This is a genomic window from Azohydromonas aeria (genome assembly GCF_009760915.1).
Lineage (GTDB): Bacteria > Pseudomonadota > Gammaproteobacteria > Burkholderiales > Burkholderiaceae_C > Azohydromonas > Azohydromonas aeria.
Genome location: NZ_VIDQ01000103.1, coordinates 1 through 20,120, shown reverse-complemented (window position 1 = coordinate 20,120; position 20,120 = coordinate 1). Strand labels below are relative to the sequence as shown.

Sequence of the window (20,120 nt, the reverse complement as noted above, 5' to 3'; positions counted from 1 at the left end):
CCTGACTTGCGCAGTTCATGTGCCTGTCGCCGCAGGTACTGCAGTGTGTCTTCGGAAAGATGGCGACCGTCGATCTTGCTCATGAACACAATATAGGCGGTGAATTATTGAATTGCCAGGTTAATAGCTAGCGGTATAACACTATTGCATTGCTCAATAGGCAGTTGGTTCTCTATTTTCCCAAACCATGCCAAGCGCTCCGCACTAGCCATTAGTAGCTCATGAGTTCTGAACCCTTGCAGCGCATAGAGTCTTGGCTGCTGTGGCGTGTATTTAAATTGCAATCTACCTGCCTCATCAAACAGTGCGGCAGCTTGATGCCTGTCCCCTTGCTGGTGAAGTGCATCGGCCAGTGTTGTACGAGAAACAATCTTTAGAAATATGTCTCCGCTCTTATTGGCAAACTTTAGTGCGGCGCGTGCGTCGGCAATAGACCCTGCAACCTCGCCAAGAGTTAGCTTGATTTCACTCAAATTCCCGTAGGTGATCGCTGCATTTTGCCAATTTTTGTCTTCAATGCACATCTCTGCAGCAACTTGATTCGGCACAAGCGCTTCAGCCAAACGCCCCAATGCGCGGAGATCAAACGCCGCGCTAGTAAGCAACCAGATTTGTGCACCTCTGGAGAGCCGAGTCGAGACATGGCACCACAGTTCATCAAAAAAACAAGCTACGGCCCCCAAGTCAGCTCCAAAAGCTCCTAGCTTACTGATGCTGTAGTTTTCCCCTCTTCTAATCCTGTCTCTGAAAATCAGTGCGCAGGCATCTTGCTGGAATCCAGCCAAACACGCGTGACTTACTGCATGAAATAATGGTTGCAACTCAGCTAGTCCATCGGGCTGGGGTGGTGCAGAAGCCTCAAGTTTCTTATAGATCCGATAGTGCCCCTCGCGCCAAGCATCTGGATAATTATTGCTTAAGGAGGTGGCTAAATATTCCCGCACTAGTGGGTGCGCATCGAAACTATTGTTGACGTCATCAACATAAATTAAACCGCATTCTTCGAGCCGCTTCAATGTTATGCGCCACTGAGCTTCACTGATCTCTATAAGCGGCTCAGTTAACCCAGAGATGGCTGGCTTGGTGCGCAAAACATTTATATGATCCAGACTTGTTGGTCGATCGAAAAAACCAAGCATTCTTAGTGCCGCCAACTCCCTAGCACTTTGGTTTCCGCCGTGCTCAAACCATCTTTCATAAGCAGCCATTACCTTAAAAGCATGGCCATTATGCATTTCAATATCTGCTTCTTGTAGATTTACCTGATCGCGCTTACGAATGTCGCCTTTATGTGCCACTGCTAGATATGAGCCTAGAAGACTCAGTGTGAGAGCGTGTCCTTGGGCTTCGCGGCTTGCTTCCTGAAGTTCTTCATCATCTGCTGGGATCGATGCCGTTCCAGCGCGGACTACACCCTGTCGATGTAACAGCTGAGCGCCGTCAATTACGCTGAGATTTCCCAGACTAATACGCAGAACAGTACCTCCTGCATGGTATTCTGTGCGCTCATATTCAACTAAATCTCGAACTGACTCGCGAGTCGTGAGCAAGCATAGCCCACTTGCTCCGGCCATCGCCAAGTAGCCAAGCAATGCCTCGACGCCAGGGGTACGCAATGCACCAGCCATGATTCCAGGCGGATATTGCAAAGGCTCTATTCCGTCGAGCACCAACAGAGTACGTGAAACTGCAACAGCTTCTGCCAGTTTTCGTCCTTTGTCAGCTGGTGCCATTTCTGCACTTGCTTTGACGCCAAACCATTGTAGAGCTTCGCTGATAAAAACGTCGTCCGACGCTTGCTTGTCTTCATTCGTCCCCTGACTGAAAAAGCTCCATCCATAAACATACCGTGCCCCACGCCAGTTACTCTGCCTCATTCCATCTAACCATCGTTTGACAAGTGAAGTTTTGCCTGCACCTCCTGGTGCAACCAATTCCACAATTGGTATTCCATTTTCCCAAGCCGCATCTAATGACTGGAGTTCTGTGCCACGACCGAGAAAAGTTTGCGCGCCCACTGGCAATCGCGATAGGTCAATCCGCTCCGGAGGTAGTGCCCGCCCAATCGCTGTTTCAGTGTGCGGCCGCCTTTTCCACTGCAGTATCTGACTTGCCACATCAGAAACTACTGATTCTTTCTCGTGGTCGGACATGCCACTGAGCGACCTTCCGTCTTTTGGCCAAGCTTGCAAGCGCTGCAGCCAATCTAAGTGCTTCCAAGCGCACGGCCGCAATATTATAGGAATAATACGAACTCCGTTCCTTTGACGCTGAAATAAAGGCGGCACTTCCTTGTTCTTTATAAAAATAGAATTTAGAAAGTCGGACGAAACAAGCAATAGTGCTACGTCGCACGTTGCAAGCTGCTTCTCAATTTCATTCAACCAATCATCACCAGCTTCAATCTTCCGGTCATCCCAAATTAACAGATCCTCTACCACGCTCAACTGGCTGCAGACTAGATTTTTCAAATTCTCATCTTTGTGGCTATAACTAATGAACACTCGTGCCATGGCGCTTCTTTCGTCACATTTGCTCTTAGCGTCTAGTATGCAACGACCCGCAACGTTCTTCGGTCGATTCGGTACAAAGCCTTGATCAATGTTTACGGAGATCGTTATTCAGGCGGTGACACGCTGCTCGCAGCCCCGTGCCGGCCAGCAGCAATTGGCCGAATGCGGCGTCTGAAGCCTTCGGTCAAACGACTGCTCCCGCTGCAAAGCAGTCATTCACCCAAGCCCCATACGCATTGGCAATCACTACGAAGCGAGAGTTCAGTTCCGGTAGGCGGTAGGCCGTTCTCAGCTTTGACAGGAAGAACAAGTCAAGGCCGGCAATGTGCCAGCCCCGATGTATTCGCCACGTGAGCCCGCGTAAGAGTTATGCGCGGGCGCCGCTGCGGCCAGCCCTACTTCTGCGCTCCCGCCTCTTGCTCCCCTGCTGCCGCTGCAAGGCCAAGTTGGCTCGCGCCTGCTGACTGCTGCGCGGCCTTCTTTTTCTCTTCTTCCTTCTTCTCCACTCGGCAATGCCCGATGACGCAGTCCGCGCCGGCGGGAGATACCTCAGGCAATGAAGTCCGTGATGGCCAGCTTCGCCGGCACGGTGCCGATGAGCTTGATCTGGTATTCGGCCGCCGCGTCGGTGTCGGTGTTGATGGAAATCACGCCGGCGCCGTAGCTCAACTGCCCCGGCGCGCTGCCGAAGCCGGAGGTCACCAGCACGAACGCCTGGTCGCCGGCCTTGGAGAGGTTGGCGTCGATGGCGGACAGGTCGATCTTGTCCTGGCCCGGGGTGAAGTCGGTGATGACGTCGCTCGTGGTGCCCAGTCCCAGGTCGTTCGCGGACGCGAAGACGAAGGTGTCGTTGCCGGCACCGCCGGTGAAGCGGTCCGTACCGGCACCGCCGAGGAGCGTGTCGTTGCCCACGCCACCCACTAGGGTGTCCGCACCGGCGCCGGCGTCGAGCCGGTCGTTGCCCGCGCCGCCGTCGAGGCTGTCGTTGCCCACGCCCCCGGCGAGCACGTTGGCCGCGGCATTGCCGGTGAGCACGTTGTTGCCGGTGTTGCCCGTGCCGCTGATGGCCGCATTGCCGGTGAGCACCAGGTTCTCCAGGTTGGCGCCCAGCGTCCACGTCACGGCGGACTGCACGGTGTCGGTGCCTTCGTTGGCGTACTCGGTCACCGTGTCGCCGGCCTGGCCCACCACGAAGGTGTCGTTGCCCGTGCCGCCGAACATCGCGTCGTTCCCCGCGTTGCCGTTGAGCGTGTCGTTGCCGCCGTAGCCGCACAGCGTGTCGTTGAAGGCGCTGCCGTTGATCACGTCGTTGCCGGCCAGCACGTAGGCGTAGCTGGCCTGGGTGTCGCCCGCGGTCTCGGCGAACACCTGCATCCTGGCCGCGCTCAGGCTCACGCCCGTGACGCTGTAGACCTGCGCGCCGCCCACCGAGTAGCTCGTGGAGGTGACGGTGCCGGAAACGTCACCCAGCGGGGAGAAGGAGAAGCTGCCCTTGAGGACCTGGGAGTGCGTGCCGTCGCTGATGGTGATGGACGAGCCCGAGTAGCTCGTGACGTCCCAGTTCCAGTCCTGGTTCTGCTGAAAGCTGAAGCTCTTCGAAATCGTCACCGTGGCCATGCGACCCTCCTCGTTCGTGAACCTGTTGTGTACTGCGCCCGCGCCCCTCGGTACGGCGAGGCAACCGCAACCTTCCATTATCCGAAATTGCCGAAACGATCACTTACTTTCATACCACCCGCGCGCCATTTGATCTGCCTCTGCAAACTTGTTCACGGCGCGTGCCTGGCGTAAGCCATGCGGGCCATGCTTGAAGGCTGTGCCGGGCCGAGCGGCCCGCCGCCTGACGAAGGAGACACCCGCAATGACCCGCCCGAACCCCTACGAGATCGGCCTCGACAAGAACCCCGCCAACTACGTGCCGCTGTCGCCGCTGAGCTACCTGGAGCGCGCGGCCGCCATCTACCCGCAGCGCCTGGCGCTGGTGCACGGCAACCTGCGCCAGACCTGGGGCGACACTTTCAATCGTTGCCGCCGCCTGGCCAGCGCGCTGCAGCGCCGCGGCGTCGGGCGCGGCGACACCGTCGCGGCCATGCTGCCCAACACCCCCGCGATGTTCGAGGCCCACTTCGGCGTGCCGGCCTCGGGCGCGGTGCTCAACACGCTCAACACGCGGCTGGACGCCGAGTCCATCGCCTTCATGCTCCAGCACGGCGAGGCCAAGGTGCTGCTCACCGACCGCGAGTTCGCCCCCGTCATCGCCAAGGCGCTGGCGCTGCTGGGCGAGCGGCGCCCGCTGGTGGTCGAGGTCGAGGACGAGCTGGCGCCCGAGGGGCAGCGCATGGGCGAGATCACCTATGAGGAGCTGCTGGCCGAGGGCGATGCCGCGGCGCCGTGGATGCTGCCCGGCGACGAGTGGGACGCCATCGCGCTGAACTACACGTCAGGGACCACCGGCAACCCCAAGGGCGTGGTCACCCACCACCGCGGCGCCTACCTCAACGCCGCGAGCAACGCCATCGGCTGGAGCCTGCCGCAGCACCCGACGTACCTGTGGACGCTGCCGATGTTCCACTGCAACGGCTGGTGCTTCCCGTGGACCCTGGCGCTGGTGGCGGGCACCAGCGTGTGCCTGCGCAAGGTCGATCCGGCGCTGATCTACCCGCTCATCCGCGAGCACCGCGTCACGCACATGTGCGGCGCGCCCATCGTCTATGGCCTGCTCATCCACGCGCCCGCCGCGCTGCGCGAGGGCATCGACCACGAGATCAAGGGCCTGATCGCCGGCGCGGCGCCGCCGGCGGCGGTGATCGAGGGTTGCGAGCGCATCGGCATCGCCATCACCCACGTCTATGGCCTGACCGAGGTGTACGGCCCGGCGGCGCTGTGCGCGCAGCAGGAGGAGTGGTCCACGTTGCCGCTGCCCGAGCGCGCGCGGCTCAATGCGCGCCAGGGCGTGCCTTACCCGCTGCAGCAGGCCGTGACGGTGCTCGACACCGAGACCATGCAGCCCGTGCCCGCCGACGGCCAGACGCTGGGCGAGGTGTGCTTCCGCGGCAACGCGGTGATGAAGGGCTACCTCAAGAACCCGACGGCCACGGCCGAGGCCTTCGAGGGCGGGTGGTTCCGCACCGGCGACCTCGCGGTGCTGCACCCCGACGGCTACGTCAAGATCACCGACCGCAGCAAGGACGTGATCATCTCCGGCGGCGAGAACATCAGCTCGATCGAGGTCGAGGACGTGCTGCACCGCCACCCCGACGTGATGCTCGCCGCCGTGGTGGCGCAGCCCGACCCGAAGTGGGGCGAGGTGCCCTGCGCCTTCGTCGAGCTCAAGCACGGCAGCACCACGACGGAGGACGAGCTCATCGAGTTCTGCCGCACGCAGCTCGCGCGCTTCAAGGCGCCCAAGCGCATCGTCTTCGGCGAGCTGCCCAAGACCTCCACCGGCAAGATCCAGAAGTTCGTGCTGAGGCAGGCGCTGAAGTCGGCGAGCGCGATCGGGTGAGGTCGGGCGGCCGGCCGGAGCCGGTAGGAGTCGTTCACCGCGCGTTGCGCGTCCCCGACGCGTGGAAACGGGGCTCAGTGGCCGGGCCTCCTACCAGCGCGTTGAAAGGCGCCTTTGCCGGGCCTGCGCAAAAGCGCAAACACGGTTCGGCGGCCAACCAGCCTGGCCGCAAGTTTCTTTCCAGACCCGCGCCAGCAATTCCTCGCCCCTGCGCGCACTGGCTTCGGTGAGCGCCACCTCCAGCGGTGCTCTTCCCTCCAGGAAGGCCTGCAACATCACGCCGCGCACGCCTCCACCTTCTCCCGCCGCAGCAGCCCGAACAGATCCTTCGGGTCGTCCTGCGCCGGCACCAGGTCGATGCGCTGGCCCAGGCCCAGCGCCAGGGCGGTGTCGTGCACGAAGCACAGCGCCGAGAAGTCCTCCAGCGCGAAGCCGACGGAGTCGAACACCGTCACTTCTTCCGCCGTGCGGCGGCCGGGACGGCGGCCGGCCAGCACTTCCCACAGCTCGGTCACCGGGAAGTCCGCCGGCACCTGCTGGATCTCGCCCTCGATGCGCGTCTGCGGCTCGTACTCGACGAACACCGACGCGCGCTCCAGCACGCCGCGGTGCAGCTCCGTCTTGCCCGGGCAGTCGCCGCCCACGGCGTTGAGGTGCATGCCGGGCTTGACCATCTCCGGCGTGAGGATGGTGGCGTTGGTCTTGTCCGCCGTGACGGTGGTGACGACGTCGGCGCCGCGCACCGCCTCGGCGGTGCTGGCGCAGACGGTGATGCTGGTGAAACCTTCGCCGTCGAGGTTGGCGACGAGCTTGGCGGTGGCGGCCGCATCCACGTCGAAGAGGCGCAGCTCGCGGATGCCCAGCAGGTCGCGGAAGGCCAGCGCCTGGAACTCGGCCTGCGCGCCGTTGCCGATGAGCGCCATGACGCGGCTGTCGGGCCGCGCCAGCGCGCGCGCGGCCACGGCCGACATCGCGGCGGTGCGGATGGCGGTGGCCAGCGTCAGCTCGCTGAGCAGCCGCGGCGCGCCGGTGGCCACGTCGGCCAGCACGCCGAAGGCCATCACCGTGGGCAGGCCCGCGCGCGTGTTCTTCGGGTGGCCGTTGACGTACTTGAAGGCGAAGCGCGCGGCGTCGGCCACGGGCATGAGCTCGATCACGCCGTCGCGCGAGTGGCTCGCCACGCGCGGCGTCTTGTCGAAGTCGCCCCAGCGCAGGAAGTCGCGCCCGATGCGCTCGGCCACGCCGGCAATGCACTGCGGCAGGCCCTGGCGCTGCACCAGGCGCACCATGTCGCGCGCGCCGACGTAGAGGGTGTCGAAGCCGGTGGTGGGGGTGGTCTGAACAGCCATGTCTTGTCTCCCGCTTGATGGATGACAAGAGTCTGGTCGCGGGCCGTGGCAGGCGGAAGCGCAAGGAATGCAGCGAAACGCTGCATCCAGCAAGCAAAACGGCAGCCTCGGCTGCCGTTGTGTCGAAGCGGGCGCCGCGTCAGGGCGCGGTGCGCTCGACCGCCGGCGAGTAGGCGTCGCGCAGTACCAGGCGCGGCTGGCCGCGGCCGTCGGCCGGCGCCATCCAGACCTCGGTGCTGGCGCCGGCGCTGGGCGAGGTCATGGCGTAGAGCACGTGGGCGTCGTCGAGCCACTCGATCTGGTCGTCCACGTTGCGCTCTTCGGGCAGCGGCGTCTCGGCCATCGTCTGGAGGTCGAGCACGAAGAACTGCCACGTCACGCGCTTGTCCACGATGAAGCGCTTCTTGTAGGCCACGCGCGTGGCGTCGGGCGACAGCGACGGGCACTCGACGTTGTCGTGCAGCACGCGGGCGCTGCGCGAGGCGATGTCGCCCTGCACCAGGTAGTGCGCGCCGCCGCTGGAGAGCGTGGCGTAGAAGCCGCGCGCGTCGGGCGTGAAGGTGACGCCCCAGAAGTTGAAATCCTTCTCCTTGAAGGGCTGGCCGTTCCGGGTCACGGCGAAGTCCTCCAGGTCGCCCAGCACGCGGCCGTCGGCGGTGTCCACGATCAGCGTCTGCGTGGAGAAGTCGAGGCTGGCGTAGCCGTGGCCGGCCAGGAAGACGGTGAAGGCGGCCAGGCGCCCGTCGCGCGAGACGCGGGTGCGGCTCGGGATGCCCTTGAGCGGCAGCTCGGCCGTGACGGCGAAGGTGCCCGCGTCGAAGAGCTTGGCGGTGTAGGTGGTGACGACACCGCGGTCGGCCGTGAGGCAGCTGCCGCGCCCGCCCGAGACGTGCACGACTTCGCAGGAAAGCGCTTCGGCGAAGCGCGGCGCGCCGCTGCCGCCCTCGCGCCAGGCCAGCTGGCCGTAGTGCGCGTCCATGCCGTTGTGGCGGAAGAAGACGCGGCCCGGCACCGACAGCGGGGCCAGTGCCTCGGCCGTCGGCGCGCCGCTCTCCCCCGCCGCGCCCGCCAGGCGCTGCTTGGCCTGGAACAGGGTGACGCCCAGCGCCGCCGCCGCGGCCACGCACACGGCACCGAACACGATGGCCGGCCGCCTGGCCGTCTTGTGAGATTGGTTGGGATTCATGCGAGCACCTTCCCTTTCAGTGCGCGATGGACGATGAACAGCGCCAGGCCCAGCGCCGCGATGAATACCGACACGGCGGTGGCCGTGCCCTGTGCCTGCCAGAGCCAGCCGAACAGCACCGAGGACACCAGCTTGCCCAGCCCGACGCCCGTGGCCACCAGCGCCAGCCCGGTGGTGCGGCGCCCCGCCGGCACCTCGGCGCTGGCCATGGCCATGAGCACGCCCTCGGTGGCGGCGTTGAACAGGCCCAGCAGGCACAGGCAGCCCACCAGGGCCGGCACGCCGAGGGCGTCGCCGCCCAGCAGCGCGGCGTAGAGCGCGATCAGCACGGCATAGCCGCCCAGGAAGACGCGCGCGCGCCCGGCGCGGTCGGCCAGGCGGCCCGCGGGCAGCGACAGCAGCATGTAGGCCGCCGCCGTCACCACGTAGAACAGCGGGAACCAGCCCGCGGCCGCCGGCTGGCGCTGCTGCAGCAGCAGGTAGATGAAGCCGTCGCTGATGGTGGCCAGCGCCAGCAGCGCGCCGCAGCCGGCGAGCAGCAGCAGCCGGCGCGTGATCCAGGGTCCCGCCGCCGCGGCGGCAGCGGGGGCGGACACGGAGGCCGGCGCCGGCATCGCGGGCGTGCGCGCCGGCCGCGGCACGAAGCACCACAGCACCGCCACGCCCAGCAGGCCGAAGATGAAGCTTGTCATCCACACCGCGTCGAAGGCGCCGGGCAACTGCGCCAGCAGCGCGAAGGCGACGATGGGGCCCAGCAGCGAGCCGCAGGCGTCGAGCGCGCGGTGCAGCGCGAAGGCGCCGGCGTACTGGCCGCTCGGGCTGTTGAGCGAGATCAGCGCGTCGCGCGGCGCGGTGCGCAGGCCCTTGCCGGCGCGGTCCAGCCCGACGACCCACAGCAGCCAGCCCCAGGACGCCGCGCCCAGCAGCGCCAGCTTGCACAGCGCCGACACCCCGTAGCCGACCAGGGCCAGCTCCTTCTGGCGCGCATGCCGGTCGGCCAGCCAGCCCGCGAGCAGCGCCAGCAGCGCCACCGCGAAGCCGTTGTAGAGGCCGTCGATGAGCCCGTACTGCGCCGGGCTCATGCGCAGGTGCAGCACCAGGTACACCGGCAGCGTGCTGTTGACCATCTCGGCCGAGATGTCGGTGAGCAGGCTGGTGAAGCCCAGCGCCCACACCACCGGCGAGACGCGCGCCGCGCTGGCCGCATCGACCCGCGCCGCCGTCCCGAGCCTTACTTGCTCGAACCACTCGAACCTGTACATGCGCTTCCCCGCCCTCGTGTTCAGTGGCTTGACTGTTGCGGAGGTTTGCAGATGCGTCCAACGCCGCGGTCCCTGCGAATGGACGGTTGCCAGGGGTGCGCCGCGCTGGCTGCGCCGGCGCCGCGCCGACCCCGCTGGAAACCTGGTTTCCAGCGCACCGGCCGCGCGTCAACCGAGCTGCAGCATGCCGCGCGCGATGGCGAACTCGAGCAGGTCCTTCTCGGTGGGCTCGGCGCTGATCCAGCGCCGGGCCAGCCAGCGCAGGAACAGCGGGCCGGCGACGCGGCTGGCCGGGCCGTCGCGCTCCCAGGCACGGGCGATCGGCGCCATCAGCGCCGGCAGCGCCTCGTCCTCGAAGGCATGGCGCAGCCGCTCGCGCTCCTCTTCGGGCAGCGCCTGGTAGCGCGCCTCGCAGTCGCGCGCCTGCGCCCGCTCCCACTCGTCGCGGATGCCCTGCACCGAGGCCTGCACGGCCGAGGCCTGCAGCGCCGGCGACGGCGCCTCGGCCACGCCGGGCGCGGGCGCGGGTGTGGCGGCCGTGCCCGGCGCGCCGGCATAGCCCTTCCTTAGCGCGTCGCGCAGGTAGGCCGCGGCCGAGGCCAGCGGCGGCAGCGCGGCGTTGCGCTGGCGCTGCTCGACGTGCTCGACGGTGGCGCGCAGCAGCGCTTCGTCGGTGCGGGTGTAGAGCAGCTCGGCGTCCTCGTCCTTGAAGCCGAGTTGGCGCAGCCGATCCACCAGCTCCAGGTCGAAGGTATTGCGCGCCTGCGCCACCTCCAGCGGCGCGGGGCTGCGCCGCAGCACGCGGAACTGCAGCTCGGCCACGCGCCGGCCCTCCTTGTGCTCGATGAGCTCCAGCACGAAGTCCTGCTGCAGCGCCTCGACCTCGGCCAGTGCCGGGCGCAGCACGTCGCGCTTGAAGTAGCGGTAGTCCACCTTCTCCACGTCGGAGCGGCCGGTGAGCACCGAGGCCCACCAGAACAGGTCCTCGCGCATGGTCAGCCGCGACGGCGAGGTCAGGTACTGCATGCCCAGCTCGAACAGCACCGCCGCGGCGTAGGAGCGCATCTGCGCCCCCACCTCCAGCAGGATGCGCGTGTAGCGGCTGGGCTTGAGCAGCCGCTCGCGCACGCGGTCCGGGTAGCTCCAGCTGATGATCACCGGGTAGCCCGAGCCGCGCTCGGCGATCTCCACGGCGCCCAGCAGCTGCGAGGAGGTCCAGCGCTGCTCGCCGGCGCCGACCGAGTTCCACTCGATCAGCGTGGTCTGCATCTCGCGGATGTGCTCCTTGAGCAGCGCGACGTTGCGCGAGTTGAAATGCGCGTCGCCGATGAGCGTGGCCAGCGGGATGCTGTACTGCTTCTCCTCGACGCCCTGCTGCTGCGCGTGGAACAGCAGCGCGTTGTAGATGCGCCGCGACAGCAGCGTGAGCCGCCCCTTCTTGGGCCGGATGGCGATCGACTCGTTGGCCTTCTGCACCACGGCGTCGTCGCGCCGCGCGCCCGGTCGCGGGCGGCGCTCGCGCGCGGATGTGCCTTCCTCGTCCGGGGCGTCCGGTGAGAAGCCGTCCGCGCCGTCGCTGCCGTCCGTGATGTCCATCCAAACATCATGCCACGAGTGTGAATGGCTCCATTCACAGTTCACGCCGGACTGGCGCTTGAAGTGATTGAAATAGCAGGTTGAATTCTTGAAATACGTTGACGGTGCTGCAAGTGCCTGTCACGCATGGATTTTTCGGACAACGTGTGAGTGGATTTGGGACTCGTTGTGAGCTTCCCTGGTCTTCTTCGTGAGTGGACATGGGATTCGGCACACCCGATGCGTGAGCTTTTGTGGGCTTCGTTGTGAGTGGACATGGGTTTCGTTCATTTCCACGGGCCCGTGCGCCCCGGGCCATGCCTCGGGCTGCGGGAAACCCCGAGGCCATGGCGGCCGAACGGCCTTTGCACCGGGGTGGGAAGCGGGTTGGCCGGGGGCATGCGGCGTTCGAATCACAATCCGCCTCACACATGAGCGCGGCCGCCGCGAGCGGTGTCCCAAATTTCCTCACATCACGCGGTGAGGCGCCGGCGCAACGTCCTCCTCTGCGAAGCTCTGCAAATTCGTTGGCGAGTCAACGCTTTTCTATAAACTGCCTTCGTTTCTGTTGACTCGGCGAAGACATGAAGAACGAAGCTGCAAGCTCAGGCGCTGGAAACCAGGTTTCCACGGCCGCCGCGGCCCGGGCGCACCCGGCCATCGACATGGCGCGCATCACCGCGCTGGCGCAACGCGCCTCCGGCATGGTGGAGGGCATCCGCGGCCGGCTGCTCGCGCCCGAGGCGCGCAAGGTCGCGCCCAGCTTCAACGCGACGCAGCTGGCGGCGCTGTGCGGCGTGGACAAGGCACATGTCGCCTACCGCATCACCAAGGGCGACCTGCCCACCGGGCAGCTCACGCCCACGGGCGGGCGGCGCGAGTTCTCGCTGGAGGAAGTGCGGCGCTGGACGCGCGAGTACCGCCGCAACGCCATGCGCCCGGCCGGGCAGCAGGCCATCACGATCGCGGTGGGCAACTTCAAGGGCGGCGTGTCCAAGACCACCACCGCCATGATCCTGGCGCAGGGCCTGAGCATGCGCGGGCACCGGGTGCTGGCCATCGACGTCGATCCGCAGGGCTCGCTGTCCACGCTCTTCGGCATCCTGCCGGAGACCGAGGTCGAGGAGGACATGACGATCGTGCCGATCTGCCGCGGCGAGGCCGACGACATCCGTTACGCCATCCAGCCCACCTACTGGCCGGGGATCGACCTGGTGCCGGCGGCGCCGCTGCTGTTCCAGGCCGAGTTCAGCCTGCCGGCGATGCAGATGAACGACCCGAATGCGCGCTTCTGGGACGTGCTCAACGCCAGCCTCGACGGCGTGCGCCAGGAGTACGACGTGATCATCATCGACACGCCGCCCTCGCTGTCCTACGTCACCATCAACGCCTTCATGGCCGCCGACGGCATCCTGGTGCCCGTGCCGCCCTCGGCACTCGACTTCGCCTCCTCGGCCCAATTCTGGAGCCTCTTCGCCGACCTGGGCAGCAACCTCGACCAGGCCTCCAAGCGCGGCAAGACCTTCGACTTCCTGCACGTGCTGCTGTCGCGGGTAGACCAGTCCGACGTGGCCGCGCCGGCCGTGCGGCAGTGGATCCAGGCCACCTACGGCGAGTACCTGCTGCCGGTGGAGGTGCCCAAGACGACGGTGACCTCGTCCAAGGCCGCGGAGTTCGGCACCGTCTACGACGTGCAGAAGTACGAGGGCGCGGCCAAGACCTACAAGCGCGCTTCCGAGGCCTACGACCGCGTGGTCGAGTTGGTGGAGCAGTCGGTGGTCGAGGCCTGGCGCACGCGCGTGGCCACGGCCGCGGCCAGCTCCAGTGCCGCCAGCGCCGCCGGCGCGCCGGCCTGAAGCGCCGTGGAAACCAGGTTTCCACCGCGCCGGCGCCCGTGCCGTGATCCACGCCCCATGACCCAGATTTCCAGGAGCGCTCCATGAGCAGCATCGGCAAGCGACTGCTTGCAACCACCGCCGACATCGCCGCCTCGATCGAGGCCCGCGCCGCGCAGGGCGACGCCGGCAAGCCGCCGCTGCCGCGCACGGCGCCGGGCCAGATGCTGGCCGCGCGCACCGAGATGCTGGCCATGCAGGGCGAGCTGCAGGCGCTGCGCGAGAAGCTCAAGGCCTTCGACGGCTCGCTGCCGACGGTGAAGCTCGACCCGGCGCTGGTGGACGCCACGCGCTGGGCGAATCGCCATGCCTCGGCCTTCGCCACCGCGGCCTTCGCGCGGCTGAAGTCCAGCATCGAGCTGGCCGGCGGCAACACGCAGCCCATCCTTGTGCGCCGCGGCGACTCCGCGCCCGGCCGCTACGAGATCGTCTTCGGGCACCGCCGCCACCGCGCCTGCCTGGAGCTGGGGCTGCCCGTGCTGGCCGTGGTCTGGGACGGTGAGATGCCCGACCTGGACCTGTTCCTGTCCATGGACCGCGAGAACCGCGAGCGCGAGGACCCGTCGGCCTACGAGCAGGGCATCACCTACCTGGCGGCGCTCGACGCGGGGCTGTTCCCGTCGCAGCGGCGGCTGGCCGAGGCCATCGGCGTGAGCCACACCTGGGTGCGCAAGGCCACGCTCGTGGCGCAGCTGCCCGCGGCCATCGTCGAGACCTTCGCCACGCCGCTGGACATCCAGCCGCGCCACGCCGAGGAGATCGCGCAGGCGCTGGAGCAGGACCGCAAGGCGGTGCTGCGCCGCGCCGAGCGCATCCGCCAGATGAGCAAGCGGCCCAGCCCCGGGCAGATCGTGGCGCACCTGGCCGGGCGCGTGGCCGAGCGCGCGGTGCCGGAGAAGTTCCACGTCGGCGGGCGCCTGGCCGGCAGCTGGAAGCGCGACAGCCGCGGCCGCGCCGTGCTGACGCTGGAGTCGCACGTCGCCGACGACGACTTCATGGCGCAGCTGTCCGAAGCGCTGGTAAAGATGCTGGGCAAGAAGGACGGCGCCTGACACCAGGCGAGCGCCGGCGGCGCGTGCCGCCCGCCGTGCCCGTGGCCTGATGGACGAGAGCCGCTGGAAACCTGGTTTCCAGCGGCTTTTTTCATGCGAGCCAGCTCCCGGCGTGATCGGACATCGCGTGGACACACCCGGCGCAGACCCGCCGACCCCCGCCTTTTTGCTTCATGTGAGGACGTTTGTGACTCGTCGGCGCCCTGGAAACCAGGTTTCCACGCGGCCCGTTTTGGGACGCCGTATCGGCCCTTCACTCCCCGAACGCCTGCTCCATCCCGTCCTGCACGCGCTGCAGCTGCGCCCGGGCATAGCGCATGGTCGTGCGCGGGTCGGCGTGGCCGAGCTGGGCCTGCAGCACTTCCAGCGGCGTGCCGCGCTCCAGCGCCCGGGTGCCGCAGGTGTGGCGCAGCCAGTGCACCGAGGCGCGGGCGGCCCGGCCGCGCTGCGCGTCGTCGAGCGGCGCCCAGCGCAGCGCGCGGCGCAGCCAGCCGCGCACCGTCTCGTACAGCGCCTGGTAGCCGATGGGGGCCAGCGGGTCGTCGACGCTGGCCAGCAGCGGCGCGTCCCGCGGCGCGCGCTCCAGCGCGGGCAGGCCGCGCGCCGCCAGGTACGACTCCAGCGCGCGCAGCGCCTGCGTGGGCACCGCGGCGATGCGCTTCCTCGCCCCCTTGCCCTGTACCTGCATGGCCCAGCGCCCGGCCACGGGTCGCAGGTCCGACAGCCGCGCCGAGGTCAGTTCCCCGGCGCGCAGCCCCGTGGCCTCGGTGAAGCGCAGCAGGAACAGCATGCGTTCGCGCGAAGGTGAGGGCGGTTGTGATTCGATCCAGGCCAGCAGCGCCGTCCACACCTCGGGCTCGAAGGCGCGCGAATCGAGCGCGTGCACGGCCGCGTCGTCGCCGGTGCACCGGTTCACCAGGTCCCAGGGGTTGTGCAGGAGGTAGCCGCCGCGCACGAGCCAGGCGAAGCAGCTGGCCACGATCACCACCGCCTGGCGCCGGCTCGCCAGCGTGAGCTGCCCCGCGAACGGCGCCCAGCCCGGCGCCAGCGGCGCGGCGCGCCGGCGCGAGATCCAGGCTTCGGGCACGTGCTCCAGGAAGGTCATGTAGGCCAGGCAGTCCCGCACGTCCAGCGCCGACAGCGATTTGCCACGCTCCACCGCCGCCCACAGCCGCAGCCGCTGCGCCTCGCGCCGGTAGGCGCGGGCCGTGGCGATGCTGCCGGCGCGCGCCGCCACCCATTGCTCGATGGCTTGCGCGTCGTCCGTGGCCGTGAGCGACGCGCCCTCGATCGCGGCGCGGTTGGCGCCGGGCGCGGGCTCGGCCGGCAGGTCGAAGCGGGGCCGCCGCGCCACGCCCGCCGCGGCCGGCAGCATGGCCGTGGCCGGCACCAGCGCGCCGGCCGTCGCGGGCTCGCCGGCGTCACCGGGCAGCAGCTGCCGCAGGTGGTGCTCGATGCGCCGCGCCTTGGTGGCGCCGATGGCGGGGATCGCGCGCCACCAGCGCCCGCCGCGCGCCACCGCCTGCTGCAGGTCCTGCAGCAGCAGCAGGCCGTTGCCCTGCAGCCGCTCGGCGAGCCGGGGATCGAACCACAGCGCGACGGCATCACTCGCCCGCGGCGCCTCGCCGGCAAGTTGTTCCAGCGCGCGCAGCGCCTCGATCTGGCGCTGGCGCAGCCGCTGGTTGCGCGCGGCGCGCCGCTCGTTCGGGAAAGCCTGCCGGTACAGCTCCTGCAGCTCGGCCTCGCTCCAGCCGTCGAGCCCCTGCGCGGCGGCCCAGTCGTGCAGGGCAGGGCGGGCCTCGCCATCGGGCGTGCCGCGGATGACCAGGCCGACCAGCCGCCAGCGCGCGTCGCCGGCGCGCCGTGCCACGGCGCGCAGCCGCTCCACCACGTCCCGGTGCGCCGCCAGCGCCGCGTTGCCGTGCTCGATGCCCAGGTAGCGCTGCGCCGAGGCGGGGATCGGCAGCCCGTCCGCCACCGCGCGCAGGTGCGCGAAATGGTGCGGCCCCAGGCGGCGCTGCCAAGTGTCTGTTGCGTCTGCCTTTCTGGACATCGATGGTGCGCCGGGTGAATTCGATGCCGAAAATGATACCTTTGATTAGTACCGTTATACGTGAGCCAGAAACAGGGCCGCCGCGTTTCCCGGGCCACCCGGGTGCCATGGAGTGGTTGAAAAGTCAATGGCCTGAAGCCGACGAGTTAGGGATACCAGACCACCGCGATCAGACGGCCTACTGCCCCCCCAAAGAGCGATGGCGAACATCGGAAGCGGGGAATGCGCGGCTCAAGCGGCTTCGACCCGGTCCCGGTCGAGAGGGCGCCATCCGCCGCGCAGCCAAGGAGAACGGCGATGGCAGAGATGGTGGTACCCGGGACCTATATCGACGTCCGGGCCGAGGGCCTGATTTCCGCCGGCGGCGTGGCCACCGGCATCGTGGCGGTGCTGGGCACGGCCAGCGCCGGCCCGGTCGGGGTGCCGGTCACGCTCTCCGGCCCGGCGCAGGCGAATGAACTGTTCGGGCCGCCCGACCGCTTCACGGTGCCCGCCGATGGCAGCAACCCGCTCACGCTCACCCGCGCGCTGCAGTACGTCTATGGCAACGGCGCCTCCACCGTGATCGCCGTGCGCGTGGCCAGCGCCCGCGCCTCGGCCGCGCGCTACGCGCTCAAGGACGGCAGCGACAACACCGTCGCCACGCTGAAGGCGAAGACGCCGGGCACCTGGGGCAACAACCTGCAGGTCTCGGTCGAGCCGGCGCGCACGCCGGCGCGCATCGCCAACGAGCGCCAGACCTCCGGCTTCGCGGCCCTGGCCTACAAGCGCGTGCTGCCCACGCCGCAGAACCGGCTGCAGGTCATCCGCGGCGACACGCGGCGCGTGGACACCTTCGACATCGTCTACAAGGCCGTCACCAGCGGCGAGACGGTGGCCAAGACCGCCGGCGGGGTGTTCAAGCTCGCCGGCACGCCGGTGGCGCAGGTGGCCTCCGTCAATGCCGTGCGCGTCGTGGATGCCGGCGGCAAGGTGCTGCGCGCCTACGGCGCCAACCCGCCCGACGGCGTCACCGCGGGCACGCTGCTCTACGACGTGGCCGTGGCCCCCAAGCTCAACGAGCTGCGCATCAACCCGGTCACCGGCGAGCTGACCTTCGAGGCCAGCCAGGTGCCCGCCGCGGGGCAGGGCGTGGTCGCCACCTATGCCGTGGACCATGCCGCGCCCGGCCCCGGTCAGGTGCTGGTGACGACCTGGAACGGCCAGCTCGACTTCCCCGCCGGCGCCGCGCCGCGCGCGCCGTCGGGCGACACGCTGCTGGCCAGCTACTCGGTGGAGGCCGCCGACAGCGTGCAGGTCACCATCGCCAGCGGCCCGCTCAAGGAGAGCTGGACCGTGCCCGACGGCCGCATGCTGGCCGAGCTGGCGGCGGCGTCGAACCTGGTCACGGTCGAGGCCGACGCCACTCACGGCGACGGCCGGCCGGCCGCGGGCGTGTCGGCCTTCTTCGGCACCGGCAGCAACGCCGGCGGCGCCGACGGGGCCGACGCCGGCGCCGACGACTACGCCGCCGCGCTGCAGGCGATCTCGAACCAGGTGGTCAACATCGTGGTGCTGGCCGGCCAGGACGCGCGGGCGATGGGCTCGGTACTGGTGGACCATCTCAAGGCCACCGAGGACACCGACTTCGAGCGCATCGGCGTCATCGGCGCGGCCGGCGACTCGGTGGCGGAGTTCCTCGGCCACAGCCTGGCCGAGGCGCGCGTGGTGCTGGTGGCGCCGGGCATCCGGCTGCCCGACGGCACGCAGCTGCCGCCGGCCTACACCGCCGCGGCCGTGGCGGGCCTGATCTCCTCGCTGCCGGTGCAGGCCAGCCTGACCAACAAGGCGCTCAACATCCCGGGCCTGGCGCTGTCGGCCAACCGCGGCGAGCAGGCGCAGCTGATCCAGCGCAACGTGCTGGCCGTGGTCAACAAGCAGGGCCTGCGCGTGCTCAAGGGCGTCACCACCGAGGGCATGGGCCAGCCGTACTCGGCCATCCCGACGCGGCGCATCGTGGACTACGCCAAGTACGGCGTGCGCTCCGCGGCCAACCCCTACATCGGCCGGCTCAACAACGCGCGCGTGCGCTCGGCGCTGAAGTCCACGCTCGACGCCTTCCTCACCGGCATGGTCCAGGACGAGGCGCTCACCGGCTACTCGCTGGAAGTCTCGGCCACGCGGCAGCAGGAGATCGCGGGCCAGGTCAGCGTGGCCATGACGATCCAGCCCACCTTCAGCATCGACTTCATCCGCGTCGTCATGACGCTGCAGTGACCCTTCAAGCCCAGGAGCCTTCGTCATGGCCAACGACGTCTTGCGCGCGATCGACGCGGTGCTGGTGCTCGGTGTGGAGGACAGCTCGACCCCGGAGGGTCAGGCCGCCGACGCGCTGGTGTCGCAGTACGACCTCTCCAACGTGGTCGGGCGCCTGACCAACGTCTCCATCGCCGTCAGCGCCGACGTGCAGCCCTTCTACGAGATCGGCAGCCGCTACCCCACGCACCTGCGCCCGGGCATCGTGCGCGTCACGGGCAGCGCCGAGCGCGCCCACGTCAACGGCGCGCTGCTGCGGCTGCTGCTGGGCGACGGCGCCAACAGCCCGCCCGCGGCGGCGAACTTCGTGCAGCCCTCGTTCAACCTGGTCTCGACGCTGCGCGACCCGAACCGTCCCGACCAGTCGGCGCGCGTGACCGTCTTCGGCGTGCGCTTCGACCACTGGAGCTACACCATCCCCAGCGGCAGCTTCGTGATGGAGGCCGTCACCTTCCAGGCCATGCGCGTGTCCTACGAGGAGGCCTGAGCCTTCCCCGCCTGACCGTTGAGAGCCGTATCGACCGATGTCCGCCCTGACCGCGCCTTCTCCCTTCCTGAGCGCCCAGGACCTGCTCGCCGGCGCGCTGCTGGTGCACGAGGTCGAGATTCCCGCCGCGGTGCTGCACCCCGGGCAGCCCGAAGGGGAGGGCGCCGCGCGGCGCGTGCGGCTGCGCCCGCTCAAGGTGGCGACGCTGGCGCTGATCTCGCGGGCGGCGCAGGACGACGCCTCGCTGGTGCCGCTGCTGATGGTCAAGGAGTCGCTGGCCGAGCCGGTGCTCTCTTTCGAGCAGGTGCGCCAGCTCCACGCCGGCCTCGTGCAGTGGCTGCTGGCCGAGATCAACCGCATCTCGGGCCTGGCCGACGACGGCGGCAGCGCCGCGCGCGCCGCGGCCGCGTCGCCCATCGGCGAGGCGCACGTGCTGCTGGCGCGCCACTACGGCTGGACGCCGCAGCAGGTGGCCGAGCTGTCTCCGGGACAGGTCGCCGTCTACCTCGCCGCGCTGCGCGAGGGCGGCGCCGGCACCGGCACGGAAGGCGCGGCATGAGCGCGCCGCACTGGGACGCCGCCGCGCAGCGCACGCTGCGTGCCGCGCAGGGCCTGTTCGCCGCGGGCGAGCTGGGCTGGCTGCGGCGTCTCGCCGGCTCGCGTGGCGCCGACCCGTGGAGTGCCTTCGAGCGGCTGATCCGGCAGGCGCTGCCCACGGCCGCGCCGGGCGCTGCCGCGGCGCCGCCGGCGCCCGGGCTGCCGGAGTCGTCCTGGACGGCAGCGGCTCGCGTGCCGGCACCCGTGGTGGCGCTGCCGCGCTCGGCCGGCCTGATGGCGCCCACGTCCTCGACCGCGTCCAGGTCGATGCCGCTGCCGCCGGTGGCCGCGACGCCGGCCTCTGCGGCCCCGGCAGCGCCCGACCGACCGCCCGCCGCGCCGGCTGCCGGC

At 68.5% G+C, this 20,120-nt stretch carries 13 protein-coding genes and 1 pseudogene; 7 read left to right on the top strand and 7 right to left on the bottom strand.

Features of this window, described 5'->3' with window-relative positions; all coding sequences use genetic code 11:
* Positions 1-104: 104 nt before the first annotated feature.
* Together FJ694_RS32720 and FJ694_RS32715 are read right to left on the bottom strand one after the other, a co-directional pair.
* Positions 105-2,513 carry a toll/interleukin-1 receptor domain-containing protein gene (locus FJ694_RS32720; RefSeq protein WP_157271717.1) on the bottom strand — a complete coding sequence of 803 codons (2,409 nt, stop codon included), beginning with the start codon at positions 2,511-2,513 and terminating at the stop codon, positions 105-107.
* Between the two features lie 549 nt (positions 2,514-3,062).
* Complete coding sequence (locus FJ694_RS32715; protein ID WP_157271716.1) at positions 3,063-4,130, bottom strand: calcium-binding protein; 1,068 nt, start codon at positions 4,128-4,130, stop codon at positions 3,063-3,065.
* A gap of 244 nt (positions 4,131-4,374) precedes the next feature.
* On the opposite strand from FJ694_RS32715, the gene FJ694_RS32710 reads away from it, so the two are divergent.
* Positions 4,375-6,018 carry an acyl-CoA synthetase gene (locus tag FJ694_RS32710; protein ID WP_157271715.1) on the top strand — a complete coding sequence of 548 codons (1,644 nt, stop codon included), beginning with the start codon at positions 4,375-4,377 and terminating at the stop codon, positions 6,016-6,018.
* Positions 6,019-6,293: 275 nt separating this feature from the next.
* Here FJ694_RS32710 and ocd read toward each other — a convergent pair whose 3' ends face one another.
* The 4 genes from ocd to FJ694_RS32690 form a co-directional block, all read right to left on the bottom strand.
* On the bottom strand, positions 6,294-7,367 hold the full coding sequence (gene ocd / locus FJ694_RS32705) for an ornithine cyclodeaminase (RefSeq protein WP_157271714.1): 1,074 nt from the start codon (positions 7,365-7,367) through the stop codon (positions 6,294-6,296).
* 139 nt (positions 7,368-7,506) lie between these two features.
* A complete protein-coding gene (locus tag FJ694_RS32700; protein WP_157271713.1) occupies positions 7,507-8,553 on the bottom strand; it encodes a TolB-like translocation protein in 1,047 nt (348 codons plus the stop codon).
* On the bottom strand, positions 8,550-9,815 hold the full coding sequence (locus tag FJ694_RS32695; RefSeq protein ID WP_157271712.1) for an MFS transporter: 1,266 nt from the start codon (positions 9,813-9,815) through the stop codon (positions 8,550-8,552). Before FJ694_RS32695 ends, FJ694_RS32700 begins: the two co-directional genes overlap by 4 nt.
* 168 nt (positions 9,816-9,983) lie before the next feature.
* Entirely contained in the window at positions 9,984-11,411 is a 1,428-nt protein-coding gene (locus tag FJ694_RS32690; protein ID WP_157271711.1) for a replication initiation protein, read from the bottom strand.
* 563 nt (positions 11,412-11,974) lie between these two features.
* On the opposite strand from FJ694_RS32690, the gene FJ694_RS32685 reads away from it, so the two are divergent.
* Both FJ694_RS32685 and FJ694_RS32680 read left to right on the top strand, forming a co-directional pair.
* Positions 11,975-13,246: an AAA family ATPase gene (locus FJ694_RS32685; protein ID WP_232540330.1), complete on the top strand. Its 1,272-nt coding sequence runs from the start codon at positions 11,975-11,977 to the stop codon at positions 13,244-13,246.
* Between the two features lie 83 nt (positions 13,247-13,329).
* Complete coding sequence (locus FJ694_RS32680) at positions 13,330-14,337, top strand: ParB/RepB/Spo0J family partition protein (protein ID WP_157271710.1); 1,008 nt, start codon at positions 13,330-13,332, stop codon at positions 14,335-14,337.
* 253 nt (positions 14,338-14,590) lie between these two features.
* Here the strand turns inward: FJ694_RS32680 and FJ694_RS32675 are convergent, their stop codons facing one another.
* Positions 14,591-16,390, bottom strand: coding sequence for a site-specific integrase (locus tag FJ694_RS32675; RefSeq protein ID WP_157271709.1), 1,800 nt, complete (start codon positions 16,388-16,390; stop codon positions 14,591-14,593).
* 297 nt (positions 16,391-16,687) lie between these two features.
* On the opposite strand from FJ694_RS32675, the gene FJ694_RS32670 reads away from it, so the two are divergent.
* The 4 genes and pseudogenes from FJ694_RS32670 to FJ694_RS32655 all read left to right on the top strand — a co-directional run.
* Positions 16,688-18,646, top strand: a complete 1,959-nt coding sequence (locus FJ694_RS32670) for a phage tail sheath C-terminal domain-containing protein (protein ID WP_198321123.1) — start codon at positions 16,688-16,690, stop codon at positions 18,644-18,646.
* 25 nt (positions 18,647-18,671) lie between these two features.
* Positions 18,672-19,172 (top strand): hypothetical protein, encoded by a 501-nt coding sequence (locus FJ694_RS32665; protein WP_157271707.1) that lies wholly within the window; start codon positions 18,672-18,674, stop codon positions 19,170-19,172.
* A gap of 37 nt (positions 19,173-19,209) precedes the next feature.
* Positions 19,210-19,731 (top strand): hypothetical protein, encoded by a 522-nt coding sequence (locus FJ694_RS36920; protein WP_198321122.1) that lies wholly within the window; start codon positions 19,210-19,212, stop codon positions 19,729-19,731.
* Positions 19,728-20,120 (top strand): annotated as a pseudogene (locus tag FJ694_RS32655) (hypothetical protein); the annotation flags it as partial. The gene FJ694_RS36920 and the pseudogene FJ694_RS32655, both read left to right, overlap by 4 nt.

Excerpts from the sequence above, each read along its gene's own strand:
- FJ694_RS32680 (WP_157271710.1), top strand. The coding sequence starts at position 13,330 with ATGAGCAGCATCGGCAAGCGACTGCTTGCAACCACCGCCGACATCGCC.
- FJ694_RS32665 (WP_157271707.1), top strand. The coding sequence starts at position 18,672 with ATGGCCAACGACGTCTTGCGCGCGATCGACGCGGTGCTGGTGCTCGGT.
- FJ694_RS32700 (WP_157271713.1), bottom strand. The coding sequence starts at position 8,553 with ATGAATCCCAACCAATCTCACAAGACGGCCAGGCGGCCGGCCATCGTG.
- FJ694_RS32695 (WP_157271712.1), bottom strand. The coding sequence starts at position 9,815 with ATGTACAGGTTCGAGTGGTTCGAGCAAGTAAGGCTCGGGACGGCGGCG.
- FJ694_RS32685 (WP_232540330.1), top strand. The coding sequence starts at position 11,975 with ATGAAGAACGAAGCTGCAAGCTCAGGCGCTGGAAACCAGGTTTCCACG.
- ocd (WP_157271714.1), bottom strand. The coding sequence starts at position 7,367 with ATGGCTGTTCAGACCACCCCCACCACCGGCTTCGACACCCTCTACGTC.
- FJ694_RS32690 (WP_157271711.1), bottom strand. The coding sequence starts at position 11,411 with ATGGACATCACGGACGGCAGCGACGGCGCGGACGGCTTCTCACCGGAC.
- FJ694_RS32710 (WP_157271715.1), top strand. The coding sequence starts at position 4,375 with ATGACCCGCCCGAACCCCTACGAGATCGGCCTCGACAAGAACCCCGCC.
- FJ694_RS32720 (WP_157271717.1), bottom strand. The coding sequence starts at position 2,513 with ATGGCACGAGTGTTCATTAGTTATAGCCACAAAGATGAGAATTTGAAA.
- FJ694_RS32675 (WP_157271709.1), bottom strand. The coding sequence starts at position 16,390 with ATGTCCAGAAAGGCAGACGCAACAGACACTTGGCAGCGCCGCCTGGGG.
- FJ694_RS32670 (WP_198321123.1), top strand. The coding sequence starts at position 16,688 with ATGGCAGAGATGGTGGTACCCGGGACCTATATCGACGTCCGGGCCGAG.
- FJ694_RS32715 (WP_157271716.1), bottom strand. The coding sequence starts at position 4,130 with ATGGCCACGGTGACGATTTCGAAGAGCTTCAGCTTTCAGCAGAACCAG.
- FJ694_RS36920 (WP_198321122.1), top strand. The coding sequence starts at position 19,210 with ATGTCCGCCCTGACCGCGCCTTCTCCCTTCCTGAGCGCCCAGGACCTG.